Source organism: Roseburia sp. OF03-24 (assembly GCF_003463035.1).
Lineage (GTDB): Bacteria > Bacillota > Clostridia > Lachnospirales > Lachnospiraceae > Roseburia > Roseburia rectibacter.
The window spans coordinates 29,411-44,850 of sequence record NZ_QSCK01000003.1 but is presented as its reverse complement, the minus strand read 5'-3'; the positions used below and the strand labels follow the sequence as shown (position 1 = coordinate 44,850).

14 protein-coding genes are annotated in these 15,440 nt (G+C 43.0%); 1 reads left to right on the top strand and 13 read right to left on the bottom strand.

The window, feature by feature from the left end; genetic code table 11:
* Positions 1–124: 124 nt before the first annotated feature.
* From DXA60_RS02175 to DXA60_RS02135, 9 genes are all read right to left on the bottom strand, one after another.
* On the bottom strand, positions 125–679 hold the full coding sequence (locus tag DXA60_RS02175; RefSeq protein ID WP_006856184.1) for a PilZ domain-containing protein: 555 nt from the start codon (positions 677–679) through the stop codon (positions 125–127).
* Between the two features lie 257 nt (positions 680–936).
* The gene (gene rpsU, locus DXA60_RS02170) at positions 937–1,113 is read right to left on the bottom strand and encodes a 30S ribosomal protein S21 (RefSeq protein ID WP_006856185.1); all 177 of its coding nucleotides are present in this window, start codon (positions 1,111–1,113) and stop codon (positions 937–939) included.
* A 142-nt stretch (positions 1,114–1,255) separates the two neighbouring features.
* Complete coding sequence (locus DXA60_RS02165) at positions 1,256–2,140, bottom strand: Ig-like domain-containing protein (protein WP_243006721.1); 885 nt, start codon at positions 2,138–2,140, stop codon at positions 1,256–1,258.
* Between the two features lie 33 nt (positions 2,141–2,173).
* Positions 2,174–3,463 (bottom strand): methyl-accepting chemotaxis protein, encoded by a 1,290-nt coding sequence (locus DXA60_RS02160; protein ID WP_006856187.1) that lies wholly within the window; start codon positions 3,461–3,463, stop codon positions 2,174–2,176.
* 74 nt (positions 3,464–3,537) lie between these two features.
* On the bottom strand, positions 3,538–6,198 hold the full coding sequence (gene alaS / locus DXA60_RS02155) for an alanine--tRNA ligase (protein WP_117919101.1): 2,661 nt from the start codon (positions 6,196–6,198) through the stop codon (positions 3,538–3,540).
* 63 nt (positions 6,199–6,261) lie between these two features.
* Positions 6,262–6,414: a vanadium nitrogenase gene (locus tag DXA60_RS02150; RefSeq protein WP_117919099.1), complete on the bottom strand. Its 153-nt coding sequence runs from the start codon at positions 6,412–6,414 to the stop codon at positions 6,262–6,264.
* A 217-nt stretch (positions 6,415–6,631) separates the two neighbouring features.
* On the bottom strand, positions 6,632–7,387 hold the full coding sequence (locus tag DXA60_RS02145; RefSeq protein ID WP_117919097.1) for an MBL fold metallo-hydrolase: 756 nt from the start codon (positions 7,385–7,387) through the stop codon (positions 6,632–6,634).
* A gap of 56 nt (positions 7,388–7,443) precedes the next feature.
* Entirely contained in the window at positions 7,444–8,745 is a 1,302-nt protein-coding gene (locus DXA60_RS02140) for an amidohydrolase family protein (RefSeq protein ID WP_117919095.1), read from the bottom strand.
* Positions 8,746–8,813: 68 nt separating this feature from the next.
* Complete coding sequence (locus DXA60_RS02135) at positions 8,814–9,650, bottom strand: purine-nucleoside phosphorylase (RefSeq protein ID WP_117919093.1); 837 nt, start codon at positions 9,648–9,650, stop codon at positions 8,814–8,816.
* A 203-nt stretch (positions 9,651–9,853) separates the two neighbouring features.
* Here DXA60_RS02135 and DXA60_RS02130 point away from each other — a divergent pair, with 203 nt between their 5' ends.
* Positions 9,854–10,525 carry a hypothetical protein gene (locus tag DXA60_RS02130; protein WP_117919091.1) on the top strand — a complete coding sequence of 224 codons (672 nt, stop codon included), beginning with the start codon at positions 9,854–9,856 and terminating at the stop codon, positions 10,523–10,525.
* Here the strand turns inward: DXA60_RS02130 and DXA60_RS02125 are convergent.
* From DXA60_RS02125 to malQ, 4 genes are all read right to left on the bottom strand, one after another.
* On the bottom strand, positions 10,418–11,065 hold the full coding sequence (locus DXA60_RS02125; protein WP_117919089.1) for a YczE/YyaS/YitT family protein: 648 nt from the start codon (positions 11,063–11,065) through the stop codon (positions 10,418–10,420). The genes DXA60_RS02130 and DXA60_RS02125 overlap by 108 nt on opposite strands.
* A gap of 84 nt (positions 11,066–11,149) precedes the next feature.
* A complete protein-coding gene (locus DXA60_RS02120) occupies positions 11,150–12,721 on the bottom strand; it encodes a stage IV sporulation protein A (protein ID WP_117919087.1) in 1,572 nt (523 codons plus the stop codon).
* 76 nt (positions 12,722–12,797) lie between these two features.
* Complete coding sequence (locus DXA60_RS02115; protein ID WP_117919085.1) at positions 12,798–13,730, bottom strand: diacylglycerol/lipid kinase family protein; 933 nt, start codon at positions 13,728–13,730, stop codon at positions 12,798–12,800.
* 162 nt (positions 13,731–13,892) lie between these two features.
* Complete coding sequence (gene malQ, locus DXA60_RS02110; RefSeq protein WP_117919083.1) at positions 13,893–15,422, bottom strand: 4-alpha-glucanotransferase; 1,530 nt, start codon at positions 15,420–15,422, stop codon at positions 13,893–13,895.
* Between the last annotated feature and the right edge of the window lie 18 nt (positions 15,423–15,440).

The window sequence follows — 15,440 nt, the reverse complement described above, 5'->3', positions numbered from 1 at the left end:
GATCGTGATCTACACTCGCTTCGCTCGGCAGTCTTATTATATCATGAACTTAAAAAGGAGCTGTGAAAATATGAAAGTTGAGCTATTACTTTTTAATATTTCACAGTTCCTTTTTTCATCTCTGTCATTTCTTTTTTGCAACCATTTTACAACCATACTCTTCGGTCTCCGGATTGCTGTTCTGCTTACGAACCACTTTATACTCATAACGCATTCCTGAATCAGTTACATCCATATAAAGCTGTAGCTGCATTCCAACGTCCAGACAGCCGGAAATTCCTTTAAACAGTACACCATTTGCGCTCATATTTTTGATGGTAACCGGTATCGGCTTATGGAGCGTTATCATGTTATTTTTTATCCTGACACCTTCGATCTTGCCAGATGCTTCAATCTCATAACGCTCAAATTTTCTGCCTTTTTTCTGTTCTTCATCGTATAGCGCAATCGACATTTCGTTTGCGATCACCGCCCCCTGTACGGTACCTAAATAAGAATATATTTTGTTCTCCAGAAAAACAAGCAGTCCCACTGGTTCTTTCGGGCGATATGCCATCGCACTCGCCCGCACTTTGATGATATTTGTCAGCAGATTATGACCAAGAATTACCGTGTCTGCAAGTACACTGTTTTTTTTCTGTTCACGGATAATTACCCGGCAGTTTTTTAAATTAATCATAAAATATCATCTCCATTCTACTCATTTCGTATATTCTGTCTCTATCTTAAATTCGTATTTCATGCATCTTTTCTTATATTATAAACATATTTATGCATTTCTGCAATACCATGCCCTTTGCTCCACGATATTTCTAAAGATTATCCACCTTACGAATAGACTTATTATCGCAATAAAATATATCTGGTAAATAACCTCACTCAGAGAAAAAAAAGACTACCACACATGCGGTAGTCTTTTTGCACTACAACTAATTATTAGTTGTATTTTCTTTTTCTAGCTGCTTCAGATTTTTTCTTACGTTTTACGCTTGGTTTCTCGTAGTGTTCTCTTTTACGAATCTCCTGCTGGATACCTGCTTTTGCGCAGTTTCTCTTGAAACGACGTAAAGCGCTATCTAAAGTCTCGTTTTCTTTTACAATTACACTAGACATTATCTCACACCTAACCTCCCTCCAGTTGCGTATTGTGCATATTCAACTGTTTGGGTAATATTTATTGCACTATATAGCATTATAACATATTTTCCCGGTTCGTCAACCTATTTTTGAAATAATTTCAGATTTTTATTTGAAATTATTTTACGGTAATCTGAACTTTAACAGTTTTCCCATTCGCTGTGACAAGAATGGTTGTCTTTCCTTTCCGAATGCCCCGGACAACACCTTTACTGTTTACTGTAGCGACTTTCTTGTTCTTAGACTGATATGTTATTTTTGTTTTTGGCATTGCAGTGGCTTTGATCGTCGCTCTTTTACCCTTTTTTATAGTAAGCGATGTCTTAGTCACATCCAATGTCTTTCCAGAAAATGAAACAACAGCAGGTGTATATTCCTTTTCTGACCTGTTAAGATAATACCAGCATCCACCGTTTTTTTCATTCTCATAATTTTGCTTTACAACTGATTTCTTATCTACAGTAAGTGTCACATCATCAACATAAATACTTCCTTTATATGCCTTATTAAAACCAGAGATGAACAGATGTCCATACACACTTCCTTTTGATGCAGAAATCCTGTCACAGTTATCCAATGGTATTTTCACATTGACAACATAAAAATCACCATATTTTTTTACTTCTTTCGAATTCTTATCATAAGAATATCCTTCTTTCGAAGACTGTGCCATTCCGGCATATGTATCGCCATTTTTGCCTGTAAAAAAATTAACTGCAGGTTTTACCCATATTCTTCCAGTTTTCATATAAACGGCTGGCACATAAATTTTTGTCTGAAATACATAAGTCTTTCCAAAAGTAATTTTTTTATTGGAAATCAGGCTCTTTACATATATCCCGCTGTCATCTCCACTTGCTGCATTCCTGGCAAAATCAACATTTATCTCTAATGCTTTTGTTTTCGCAGCAGCGATTACTTCACTGCTTTCACCTGCAAAAATAAACGTAAACATCATTGCAAATGCCATAACCACAGCAATCATCTTTTCCTTTATTTTCATCTGCATTTTCTCTCCTCTGTATTAAACAAACATTTAACGCAGTTTAAAACGCTCTACAAGGCCCTCTAAGGAATCTGCTTCTGCAGAAAGTTCTTCACTGGTAGCAGATGTTTCTTCCGATGCTGCAGAGTTGCTCTGGATTGCGTCGCTGATCTGTTTCGTGCTGTCTTCGATCTCTTTTACAAAGGCTGCCTCACGATCAGATGCCGTACGGATCGTTGCTACCTCACCCACAATAGCATCCAGTTCGTTCAGAACATCCGTCAGAGATTCTGCCGTCTGCTGTGTCACCTGATTACCGTGTTCTACTTCATTCTGGTTCTCTGTCAAAAGCTGTTTTGACGTATCTGCAGAATTTGCACTGCTCTCAGCAAGCATACGGATCTGCTCTGCAACAACTGCAAATCCTTTTCCTGCCTCACCGGCTCTTGCTGCCTCAATAGATGCATTTAAGGACAACAGATTTGTCTGTGATGCAATACTCTCAATTTCTTCGATAACCTGTCCGATTTCCTTGGATGTCACGGAAATACGCTCCATTGCCTCTGTCAGTTCTGTCATCTTCTGCTGGCTTACCGCTGCTGTTGTTCCAACGTCTTTCGCTTTATCATGTACAATATCAATCGACTTACTTGTTCCAAGAATCTGTTCTGTGATTTCTGAAACGCTCTGTGCTAAAGAATCAACGGCCACTGCCTGATCCGTTGCATTTTTGGCAAGATCCTGTGCGCTGACTGCAAGCTGGTCGGATCCCTGTGCCACCTGATTCGAAGATTCACGGATTGATTTTAAAGCATCACTAACATGTTCTGTTGTTGCAATCAGTTTTGCATGCACCGTATCAAATTCTCCCACATAAGCATCCCTGCATCCGGATTTTACCGTATAATCACCTTTTGCAAATGCATCCAGAATATGATTAAGATCTCCTATAATCCGTTGCAGCGTAGTTGCTGTTTTGCGAAAATCTTCTGCAAGTTCTCCGATCTCATCCTCCGACTGATAAGCAATTTCAATATCAAGTTCTCCACCAGAGATTTTTTCTGCCACACTGCTTAGTTCCCTGACCGGTTCTACAATATAGTGTATCAGCATCTTAGCCCGTTTCAATGTTGCCAGAATACTGCAGACCGTTATAATCGCAAGCACAACAATACCTCCGGCAAGCACAAAATACTCTGTTGCAGACGGAACAATTTTTACTGCAAACATTAAAAATACTGCAAACGCCACGCTGACCACATATAAAACTATGATCATTTCAAAGCTTCCGTTTACCTTTTCTTTAATACTCTTATTTTTAAACTCCATTTCTTTATCCATCTTTTGCCTCCATAGCTAAAAAGCTGTCATCTTCCGTGATTCTTCAGTTGCGGGACAATCATGCTAAACAGCTTTTAGGAAAGCTGTGCCTCAAGTGCTGTTTTTGCCTCTGCGATCGCCTCCAAAATACCAGCCGGATTTTTGCCTCCCGCCTGTGCCATATTTGGACGTCCGCCGCCGCCACCGCCGACTTTGCCGGCAATGCTCTTGATCAGGTTTCCTGCATGAGCTCCCTGTTTCATTGCTGCATCAGTTGCCATAACGATCAGATTTACTTTTCCTTCACAGGAAGAAGCAAGTACGATCACACCTTCACCAAGCTGTTCTTTTAACTGGTCTCCAAGATCACGCAGACCGTTCATATCTACACCGTCTACGGCAGAAGCAAGTAATTTCACACCTTTTACTTCCACAATCTGATCCATGACATCTCCAAGCGCCTCTTTTGCTGCTTTGCTCTTTAAGGACTCGTTTTCGCTGGTCAGTGCTTTGATCTCTGCCTGCATATGCTCGATTTTCTCTGTTAATGTCGCCGGTGTTGCCTTTGCCGCTTTCGCTGCCTCTAAAAGTTCTTTCTCTAAATTGCGATAGTAAGCAAATACGTTGTCTCCGGTCAGTGCCTCGATTCTGCGGACGCCTGCTGCGACACCATTTTCAGAGATGATCTTGAATGCTGCTATTTCGGATGTATTCTTTACATGAGTACCACCACAGAATTCTTTGGAAAAATCTCCCATGGATACCACACGGACAGTCTCACCGTATTTTTCGCCAAATAACGCCATGGCTCCTGTCTTTTTCGCCTCATCTACAGTCATCACATCTGTGCGTACCGGAATTGCCTCTGCGATCTTATCATTGACGATCTTTTCTACTTTTTCAAGTTCCTCCGGTGTCATGGCTGCAAAATGACTGAAATCGAAACGGGTACGCTCGCCATCCTGATAGGAACCTGCCTGCTCTACGTGGGTTCCTAATACTTCACGCAATGCTTTCTGCAGTAAATGTGTTGCGGAATGGTTCTTACAGATCTTTGCACGAAGTGCTGCATCTACCGAAAGATCTGCCTCATCTCCTGTTTTCATCATACCGGAAATCATCTTTCCGACATGTCCTACTTTTCCGCCAAGTAATTTGATCGTATCCTCTACCTGGAATTCTCCGGTTGCAGTGCGGATGATACCCTTATCTCCCTGCTGTCCACCCATGGTAGCATAGAATGGAGTCTGTTCTACGATCACGGTTCCAACCTCTCCATCAGATAATGCCTCAACGATCTCCGTCTCTGTGGTAAGTACGGTAATTTTTGACTTGCAGTTTAAGGAATCATAGCCTACAAACTCTGTGGTAACAGAAGGATCGACAGACTCATATACTGTCTCATCAGCGCCCATGTAGTTTGTCACTTTGCGGGCTTTTCTCGCTGTGGTACGCTGTACTTCCATCGCCTTTTTGAATCCCTCTTCATCGACAGAAAATCCTTTTTCTTCGAGGATCTCCTGTGTCAGATCCATCGGGAATCCATAAGTATCATAAAGTTTAAATGCATTCTCACCGGAAAGAACCTTTACGCCGTCTGCTTCCATCTGTTTTTCCATATCAGAAAGGATGGAAAGTCCCTGATCGATTGTTTTTCCAAATTTTTCTTCTTCCTGAGATAATACTTTAAAGATAAAATCTTTTTTCTCTTCAAGTTCCGGATAACCATCTTTACTCTCATTGATTACGGTAGCAGCCAGTTTTGCCATAAAGATGCCATCTATACCAAGCATTCTTCCGTGTCTTGCTGCACGGCGGATGATACGGCGCAGTACATATCCACGTCCCTCATTTGATGGCATAATACCGTCAGAGATCATAAATGTTGCAGAACGGATATGGTCAGTGATCAGTCGGATAGATACATCATCCAACGCATCCACCTGATATTTTTTACCGGACAGCTCACATACCTTGTCACGGATTGCTTTCATGGTATCGATATCAAATACAGAATCCACATCCTGCATAACAACAGCTAAACGCTCTAATCCCATACCGGTATCAATGTTTTTCTGTGCAAGTTCAGTATAACCGCCCTTACCGTCACCCTCAAACTGGGTGAATACGTTGTTCCATACTTCCATGAAACGGTCGCAGTCACATCCTACCTTACAGTCCGGTTTGCCACAGCCATATTTTTCTCCACGGTCATAATAAATCTCAGAACAAGGACCGCAAGGACCGGCACCATGCTCCCAGAAGTTATCACATTCTCCGGTCTCCGGATCACGGTAAAATCTGGTGATCTTCTCTGCCGGCACACCTACTTCTTTGTTCCAGATTTCGAATGCCTCATCATCTTCCCCGTAAATAGACGGATAAAGTCTGTCCTCCTCAAGTCCAAGAACCTGGGTTAAAAACTCCCATGACCAGTGTATCGCATCATGTTTAAAGTAATCACCAAACGAGAAATTACCAAGCATCTCAAAAAATGTCAGGTGACGTGCTGTCTTACCGACATTCTCAATATCGCCGGTACGGATACACTTCTGACATGTGGTTACCCTTCTTCTCGGCGGTATTTCCTGACCTGTGAAATATGGCTTAAGCGGTGCCATACCTGCATTGATCAATAGTAAACTGTTATCATTGTGTGGTACCAATGAAAAACTCTTCATCGCAAGATGTCCCTTGCTCTCAAAAAACTCAAGATACATTCTGCGCAATTCATTTTCTCCGTAAAACTTCTTCACGACAAGTTCCTCCAACGTTGTATAAATTATTTCATGCCCTGTTTTTACAAGGTCACGACGGCATTACTCTTTTCCGGCATTTCCGGAAGCTGCAGCTTCTTTTTTCGCTTTGCTTTTCTCTGCCCACTTTCTGCCGGCAAATACTCCAGCAACTGCAACAGCTGCAAGAATTACCATGATTAACACATAATGTACAAACCATCCAAATACTGCCATAGATACCCCTGCCTTTCTATCTTCTATAACTTATTCAGTATAACGCACTTTTTTCCTATGCGTCAAGCGTTAACATGTTACTATTCACTCGTACCTCGTTCCAGTAACGGATTTTGCCGATGCTTCGCATTCCAAATCGGCAAAATCTGCTGCCACCACTGTATCATACGGCATTTTCAGTTCAGAAAATGCCTGCCTGTGAACAGTAGCGTTAACACTACTGTTCCTCAATCAGGAAAACCTGATTTTCATGTGTGATTTCCACCACACGCTCCGCCATCCCCGGATTCCATATTTTCTTTTTATAAACCGGGATATGTGAATAATCCTGCCACATATGCATCGGGAACACATATTCTGCTGACGTTGTCTCTAAAAAGTAGTCCATGCCGAGTTCCTGATCTGCACCCTGTCTCGGATCCATCGGAACAAATGCAAGATTGATCGGTTTTCCCGCCAGTTTTTTGATCTGTGTCCGGTATTCTCTTCTCATCCTGCCGTTGATCAGATCTCCCGCCCCTTCCCATGTCCAGTCGTTTAAATCACCTGCATGGAAAAATGTAGCACCGTGTGTCTCTACATAAAATGCAACTCCTGCATCTGTTGAGCGCAATGTCTCAATCTTCACATCATCTACCTGGTATTTTTCCCCTGCAGAAACATAGGTGATCTTCTCTCTGATATTTTCCAAAAATCCATGTTTCTGTAAAAAATGCGGACTCATTTTGCAGTCTTTCGAAAAAATATAATGAATATTTTTATATTTTTCTGCCCAGTGCAGCACATCCATATCAAAATGATCCTGATGCTTGTGGCTTGCAAACACATAAATCGGCGTGTCCGGTTCATATTCCGGTATCACTCCATGAAATGTGTATCCTTTGATCCTGTCTCCTGCAAACCAGTCAAAGATCAGTACTTTTTCATCTACTTCAACAAGGAAACAGCTGTGATGTATAAATATTACCTGCATATTTCTCCTTCTGACTTTTTATTCATAGCAACCGAATATCTGCAAAGCATGTATTTTTATTTCATCCGGCGGATGATCTCATTTGCACGGCGGTAAATATCTGCCGGGTCAAAGCCGATGTCAAATTTCTGGTCTTCATATAAAACTTTTCCATTTACCATGGTCAGTTTTACATTCTGCTTGCTTCCGCTATATACAAGGTTTTTCACGATATTGTTTTCCGGCTGCATGTTCGGCTGGTTCAGATCGATCATGACAAGGTCTGCTTTCTTGCCAACCGCAAGACTGTCACAGTCAAATAACTGCATGGCATGTGCACCGCCTGTGGTTGCCATGTATAAAATTTCATCTGCACTGACACACTCTGCATCCATTTCACGCACCTTTGCAAGTGCAGAAGTCAAAAACATCTCACGGAACATATCTAAGCAGTTGTTGCTTGCCGGGCCATCGGTTCCGATCGCCATGGAGATTCCCTCATCCACAAAACGTCTGGTCGGACAGATACCGGAAGCAAGTTTTAAGTTGGAAGCCGGGTTTGTCACTGCTGTCAGTTTTTTCTTCTTGTAAATTTCAAAATCAGCATCCTCAAACCATACACAGTGGTAACCGCCGCCGCCGTACTCGTACATACCAAGTGCATCCGTAAGCTGTGTCGGTGTCATACCCCAGCGCTCTTTGCACTCTGCCACTTCCAGTTTTGTTTCGGAATTGTGCAGCCATACCGGGGATTTTAATTTCTGTGCCAGTTTTGCCACGCCCTCCATCAGTTCTTTTGATGTCGTGTATTCTGCATGAAATCCCACGATAAAGCTTGTCAGGTCACTCATCTCATTGACAATGTGATAATTTTCCTCCATCAACTCTACCGTGCCGCCAAAGTTGTTCAATCCGCTGGTCTGAACGGTACGGAATCCAGTATCTACCGATGCCTTTGCATCGACCGGCGGGAAGAAGTACATATCAAAGTTGGACGTGATACCGCTGGTTAAGTATTCCATGATTCCAAGGATATTGAGCCAGTATACATCATCCTCCGTAAGCTGTCCCTCTTTCGGAAATACCTGTTTGTTCAGCCAGTCCTGCAGCGGCAGGTCATCTGCATAGGAACGTAAAAATGTCATCGCTGTATGCGTATGTGCATCTTTAAATCCAGGCATCAAAAGATTGCCTTTTGCGTCGATCTCACGCTCCCATACGAAAGCCTCACCATTCTGGCAGACTGCATCGATGCCGGTCTTACCGTCTCCGATGTAGCAGATCTCTTTTCCTTTTACCCAGAGTTCGCCCTCTGTGATCTGAAATTTGTGGTTTTCTGCCGGTACTAATATTTTTGCATTGTAGAAACGTATGTTCATTTTTTCCTCTTTTCTTATTGTCTTTGTTCAACGGATCATATCTTTTGATCTGCTGAATCGTAGTAACTTTAATTCTGCTGTGCCCCGATTGCTTTGATCGTCCCGGTCACAAGTGCCTTGAATTTCGGAGCAACGGCATCCGCTGTCTCCTGGACTTCCGCGTGGGATAATGGAATTGCCGAGATCCCGCTTGCAAGGTTGGAAATGCAGGAAATTCCAAGCACTTTCATTCCCATATGTTTTGCTGCGACCGCCTCACAGGCAGTGCTCATGCCGACTGCATCGGCACCTAATGTGCGGCACATAGCGACTTCATGCGGTGTCTCAAACTGCGGTCCGGAAAGCTGGATATAAGTCCCCTCTTTGATCTGGATATCAAGTGCTGCCGCTGTATGTTTTACAGTCTCCTGCAGATCTAAGTCATAGATCTGGCTCATATCCGGGAAACGCACACCGAGTTCCTCAATATTGGCTCCCCTGAGCGGTGACGGTACAAAACTTGCGATCTGGTCTTTGATCAGCATGAAATCTCCGGCACGCATGCCAAGCTGGATACCGCCTGCAGCATTCGTAAGGAGCAGTACTTCTGCGCCCATCATTTTCATCAGACGTACCGGCAGTACAACATCACTCATCTCATATCCCTCATAATAATGCACACGCCCCTGCATGCACACAACCGGAACATCATCCACATATCCGAAGATAAATCTGCCCTTATGCCCCGGAACCGTCGACACCGGGAAGCCTTCGATATCACGATAATCTAACGTGTCCACCACGCGGATATCATCCGCATAATCGCCAAGACCGGAACCTAAGATCAATGCCACCTTTGGAGTGAAATCAATTTTTGACTTATAACTATCATAGCATTTTAATAATTTTTCATATACAGGATTCATAATACCTCCATTCTTCTGCCTGCCCTCTATTTTCTGTCAACTCAGGATTCATTATATTCTTCCCATTTTTCTTTTTGTTGTTCGCAACACTGTCATTTTCGATTATAACAGAAGAAATCATAAAATCCAATCTCCATCCTAAACAAAAGCTGATTTTCCCCGATATATTTTGTAAGAAAATAACATAGGAATGGAGAAAATTTATGACTCAGCTCAATCTTTCCGGCTTAAAAAAGATTTTAAACCCATCTTCCGGCAAAAGAAATGTGGTCGACCAGATCACAGACCGTTTATCAAAATCTTCCATCGGTCTTTCTTCCGGTGATAATATTTTAAATGCAGGCAGTGTTTCCGGCATGGATGCCTTTGACCTGACACAGAACATCTCCGAGCTTTTAAGCCCCGCCTGCGGCATGACCGACGAGGAAAAGCAGGCAGAATTAGCAAGGATCCAGGCAAAATTAAAAAGCGGGAAAAAACTGACCGAAGAAGAAATGCGTTTTCTTCAGGCAGTAGATCCCCAGCTCTATATGCAGGCAGCCAGAATCCAGGCGATGCGCGACTCTCTTGAACAGCAGTTAGAACACTGTAAAAGCAAGGAAGAGGCTGCCAAAGTATTTTCAGATACCATGTCGATGGTGAGTGACAATGATCCCATGAAAGAATACATTGTCGCCGCTTATCAGGATGCCTACAACGAATTTCAAAAAAGCGGGAAATACCAGCATCTCCCGCAAAAATCATCCGATGATAATAAATCTGATCCTTTAGTCACACTCAATAAACCGGCTGATCTTTTCACCGACAGCACCGATGACCGGTCCAAGGGTAAATCCCATCAGGATCGTTACGATTCCGATCTTGCCACCAAATAAAAATGCAATCACGATGATAGTAAAGTCAAATGCCATCCGCACTAGCCGAAACGGCACCTTCGGCACCCATTTTGCAATGATAAATGCAATCGCATCATACGGTGCTGTTCCTAATTTCACATCCATATACACTGCTGCCGCCACAACAAATATCGCCAATGCCGGAATCAGTACTAAAATGCGCACTGCCATCGAGTCAAACAATCCCACCGGCAATGTCTTTTCCCATACCCAGGAAAAAAACTGCAGCGAATAGCCGACCAGAAACATATTCGCAAGTGTTCCAAATCCGATATTTTCCCTGCCTAAAAAAATGACAAAAATAAATATGACCGTATTAAGCAATGCCTGCCAGTTTCCGATTCCCATCCCCAGTTTTTCAGAAATGGCAAGATTCATGCTGGTACACGGATCTGTTCCCAGATCCACAAGTACCAGCAATGACAAGGAAAATCCCATTACAATCACTGCTAAGACCACCGCTGTCAGTCTTAGTCCAAAATTCTTTTTCTGATACATTCCCTGAATGAATTTTTTCATCTGTTCTTCTCTTTTCTCTCTTATTTTTCGTCTATATAATGTACACTCCATGAACATTCTACGATCATGAATAATAATACCGCATCAAATGATGATGCATACCATGCCACCATTATTATCATTGACAATTTTCTGCATAGTATCCTGCAATTTCATCTGACATTCATCATCCATCATTGCAATTTTATTGCGGATGCCATCTTCCATCAGTTCTCCGACCGATTTACCGAAAATATTTGTTTCCCATGCGCCCTCTTTACTCTGCTGCCCTTGTTTAATATAGGATATCAGATCATTTGCCTGCTCCTCACTTCCGACGATCGGTGCGATCTCAGTTTCAATATTGGCACGTATCATATGGATCGATGGTGATACCGCTTTCATTTTTACACCAAATTTATTGCCATGCCGGATCAGAACCGGCTCTTCCATTTGAATATCGGAAAGTCCCGGACTGACAACCCCATAGCCTTTTACCTGTACTGATTTAAAAGCATCTGACACTTTTTCATAAGCCTCTTTCTGTCCTGCCATTTCTCTTATCATAGAAATCAGCTCGTATTCGCCTGCGATCGGCACACCGGTCAGTTCACTCATATTTTCATAGTAATATTTATCGTCTAAGTCCATCCGCACCGTCACCCGCCCGGTTGCAAGATCCGTCTCGTCGATCTTGATCTGTGATACATACTGCTCCGGCGTAAACGTAAGTGCCCTTACATCTCCCGTCTTATGCATGCTGTCTAAAATCCCTGTGGCAGTTTTAATGATCTCCGCTTTCATCGGGTGCTCCGGCTTTAACATTTCTGTCCATTTCGGAATAAAAAATTCGACACGTGTCACCGGGAACTCACAGAGGATATTCTCTAAAATACGGACAATATCATCTTTCCGCAGTTGTTCACAGTTCACAGGTAAAACAGCAGTCTGATATTTTTCTTTCAGACCTGATGCCAGTTCCATTGTCTCATCACTGTACGGTTTCTGCGAATTTAACAGAATGACATACGGCTTTGCAATCGCATTCAGCTCATCTATTGTCTGTTCTTCCGCTTTCACATACGCACTGCGTGGCAGTTCCCCGATCGAGCCATCGGTTGTCACAACAATTCCGATCGTTGCATGATCCCGGATCACTTTCTGGGTACCGATTGATGCCGCTGTTGTAAAAGGAATCTCCTGCTCTGACCATGGCGTTTTTACCATGCGGCTTTCATTTCCCTCCATATGCCCGGATGCACCTTCCACCATAAACCCGACGCAGTCGATCAGACGTACCTTTATCTTCGTCTGTGCGGCAGCTCCCTGTATTGCAGCCCCCTGCAGTACAGACTGTGGAAGTGCCGGCTGTGACATGCCGGTGCTGCCGGATGACAGTTCCGGCAAAACAATCTCTGCTGCTTCCTGTGGAATAAATTTCGGTTCCGTCGTCATGATTGTTTTTCCTGCTGCGGACTGTGGCAGCTCATCCATGGTACGCTCTTTCGCATGTTCATCTTCCATAAAAGGAAGTACCATCAGATCCATAAAACGCTTAATGAACGTGGATTTTCCGGTTCGCACCGGACCTACAACTCCTATGTAAATTTCTCCATTGGTACGGGTATTGATATCCCGGTATAAGTCAAATTCTCTGTTATCACTGAAATGTTCCATCAGATATTCTCCTCCATATGTTGTAACATTTTATGAAGAAGAATGCCTGTTTATGACGGCAGCATACCAAATCCCGTTATTTGAGCACGCAAAGTTTTCCCGGCAGGCAACGGAAATGGACTTCCGCAACTTCACCACAGTATTCCCCATCTGCATGCACAACCATCGGACGGCTTAAGTGTATCGTGCAGTCTTTTGCATCCGTCACTGAAAACCCATGAATAGAGGTATGTTTCGCTGCCACCAGAAATGGCAGGCAGAGAAACGTTCTCCATTTCGGGATTCCTGCTGCTTCACAGAATGACAGTTTCCCATCACAGGCAGATGCTGCCGGTGCCATTGGCACACCGCCTCCCTCGGCCTTAAAATTCATTGCCGCGGTAAATATCATTCTTTTTTTCTGTATGCTTTCCTCTTTGTCAAAAACAATTTCCATATCTGCGGTCTGCATCGTAAATAAAGACTGTACTGTCAAAACCAGATATGTCAGCTTTCCAAGCCGGATTTTGTTTAAAATATCTTTAATCGTTGATTTTAATGCTTTTTTACAGACTAAGGCATCAAGCCCGATTCCTGAACTGATGGCAAACAGTCTTTTTTCATCACCAAAGATTACCTCACCTAAATCCATACACCAGGTATCCTCACGTGTTTTTTTCATTGCATTTAAAATATGTACAATTCCGTTTTTCGGATCTTTCGAAAGTGCTAATCCTCTGGCAAGATCATTGCCGGAACCGGTCGGTATCACTCCGAAACGTACTTTTTCAAAATCTGTGATCCCATTGATCACCTCATTTGCCGTTCCGTCTCCACCGACTGCAACCAGACAGATATCGTCATCATCCATGGCACATATCTCGCCCGCAAGTTTTCCGGCATGTCCACGGTACTCGGATACAAATACCTGATAAGAAACATTTCTTACCTTAAGCACTTCCTCTATATCTTTCCAGATCTGCTTTGCATTTCCACTCTTTGACTTTTCATTGACAATAAAATACAGCATGTAGCCCCCACGTATAATATTTTTATGGCATTTTCTGCCTTTATGAATGTTATTTTAAAACATTTTCCGACAAAAAGGAACCCACAATATAAAAAGGGGATCACAGCCTGCTACATGCTGAGATCCCCAAAAACCTTTTTCACTTATAAACATTTTGATTTATTATTTTTCCACTGCAGGCACTTCTGCTTCATCTGCCTCTTCTTCCGGCTCCTTGTTCAGTCGTCCATACATTTCCATATATTTATAGAGACGTTTTGCAAGTTTTCCGGTGATCTGGTCTGAAGTTGCTCTCCACTCCCAGTTACCGCCGAGTGTGGACGGTGTATTCATACGTCCCTCGGAACCGATTCCGATCAGATCCTGCATCGGAACGATCGCCATATCTCCGACTGATGCCCATGCACCGCGCATCATACCCCAGTTAAACCCTTCTTCTTCCGTGAGATTCAAGTACTCTTTTGCAAATTTGACACTTGCCTTCGGAGCCGTCTTCATCCAACCCATCAACGTATCATTGTCATGTGTTCCGGTATAAACAACACAGTGTTTCTCATAATTGTGCGGCAGATAGTCGCTGCCCTCTCTCGAGTCAAATGCAAACTGGATGACTTTCATTCCCGGGAATCCGGAATCTTTTACCAGTTTTAAAACGGAAGGTGTAAGGAAACCAAGATCCTCCACGATGATATTTAACTTTCCGAGTTTTTTCTCCATCGTACGGAACAGATCCATGCCAGGACCTTTTCTCCACTCACCATTTCTCGCCGTATCATCTTTTGCCGGGATCGCATAGTAAGAATCGAAACCGCGGAAATGATCGATACGGACGATATCGTATAATTTTGACATCGCTTTTACACGCTTCGTCCACCAGCTGTAACCGTCTTTTTTCATAGCATCCCAGCGGAATAACGGATTGCCCCAGAGCTGTCCGTCTGCGGAAAATGCGTCCGGCGGGCATCCTGCCACATCGATCGGATTTAACTCCTCATCAAGATAAAACTGTCCCGGATTTGCCCAGACATCAGCACTGTCTCCGGCAACATAGATCGGCACGTCACCGATGATCTCAATGCCAAGATCATTGACATACGCTTTTAAATCCCACCACTGTTTAAAGAACAGATACTGTAACATTTTATAAAACGCAATATCTTCTGCATAGGTAACCCGCGCTTCTTTTAAGGCTTCCGTTTTTCTGGTTTTTAAGTCTTTTTCCCACTCAAACCATGCAACACCGCCGTTAGCATCTTTTAATGCCATAAAAAGTGCATATTCATCCAACCACTCTGCTTCATCCTTGCAGAATGCTGCAAAATCTTCCGGCTCATTTTTCCTGAACCTGTCATATGCTTTCTTTAACAAAGGATAACGTGAGACATACATCTGACCATAATCCACATACTGCGGATTGGTTCCCCACGAAAATGATTCACATTCTTTTTTTGTCAGTAATTTTTCTTTGCAAAGATATTCTAAATCAATAAAATAAGGATTACCTGCAAAGCTGGAAAAAGACTGATACGGGGAATCTCCGTAGCTGGTCGGACAGATTGGCAGGATCTGCCAGTATTTCTGACCTGCCTTTTTCAAAAAATCTGCAAATTTTCTTGCTTCTTTTCCCATAGTACCGATTCCGTAAGGAGACGGCAGGGAAGATATGTGCATCAGCACACCGCTGGTCCTCATAATATTTGTTCCTCCTAC

Excerpts from the sequence above, each read along its gene's own strand:
- DXA60_RS02175 (WP_006856184.1), bottom strand. The coding sequence starts at position 679 with ATGATTAATTTAAAAAACTGCCGGGTAATTATCCGTGAACAGAAAAAA.
- rpsU (WP_006856185.1), bottom strand. The coding sequence starts at position 1,113 with ATGTCTAGTGTAATTGTAAAAGAAAACGAGACTTTAGATAGCGCTTTA.
- DXA60_RS02165 (WP_243006721.1), bottom strand. The coding sequence starts at position 2,140 with ATGAAAATAAAGGAAAAGATGATTGCTGTGGTTATGGCATTTGCAATG.
- DXA60_RS02160 (WP_006856187.1), bottom strand. The coding sequence starts at position 3,463 with ATGGATAAAGAAATGGAGTTTAAAAATAAGAGTATTAAAGAAAAGGTA.
- DXA60_RS02150 (WP_117919099.1), bottom strand. The coding sequence starts at position 6,414 with ATGGCAGTATTTGGATGGTTTGTACATTATGTGTTAATCATGGTAATT.
- DXA60_RS02145 (WP_117919097.1), bottom strand. The coding sequence starts at position 7,387 with ATGCAGGTAATATTTATACATCACAGCTGTTTCCTTGTTGAAGTAGAT.
- DXA60_RS02140 (WP_117919095.1), bottom strand. The coding sequence starts at position 8,745 with ATGAACATACGTTTCTACAATGCAAAAATATTAGTACCGGCAGAAAAC.
- DXA60_RS02135 (WP_117919093.1), bottom strand. The coding sequence starts at position 9,650 with ATGAATCCTGTATATGAAAAATTATTAAAATGCTATGATAGTTATAAG.
- DXA60_RS02130 (WP_117919091.1), top strand. The coding sequence starts at position 9,854 with ATGACTCAGCTCAATCTTTCCGGCTTAAAAAAGATTTTAAACCCATCT.
- DXA60_RS02125 (WP_117919089.1), bottom strand. The coding sequence starts at position 11,065 with ATGAAAAAATTCATTCAGGGAATGTATCAGAAAAAGAATTTTGGACTA.
- DXA60_RS02120 (WP_117919087.1), bottom strand. The coding sequence starts at position 12,721 with ATGGAACATTTCAGTGATAACAGAGAATTTGACTTATACCGGGATATC.
- DXA60_RS02115 (WP_117919085.1), bottom strand. The coding sequence starts at position 13,730 with ATGCTGTATTTTATTGTCAATGAAAAGTCAAAGAGTGGAAATGCAAAG.
- malQ (WP_117919083.1), bottom strand. The coding sequence starts at position 15,422 with ATGAGGACCAGCGGTGTGCTGATGCACATATCTTCCCTGCCGTCTCCT.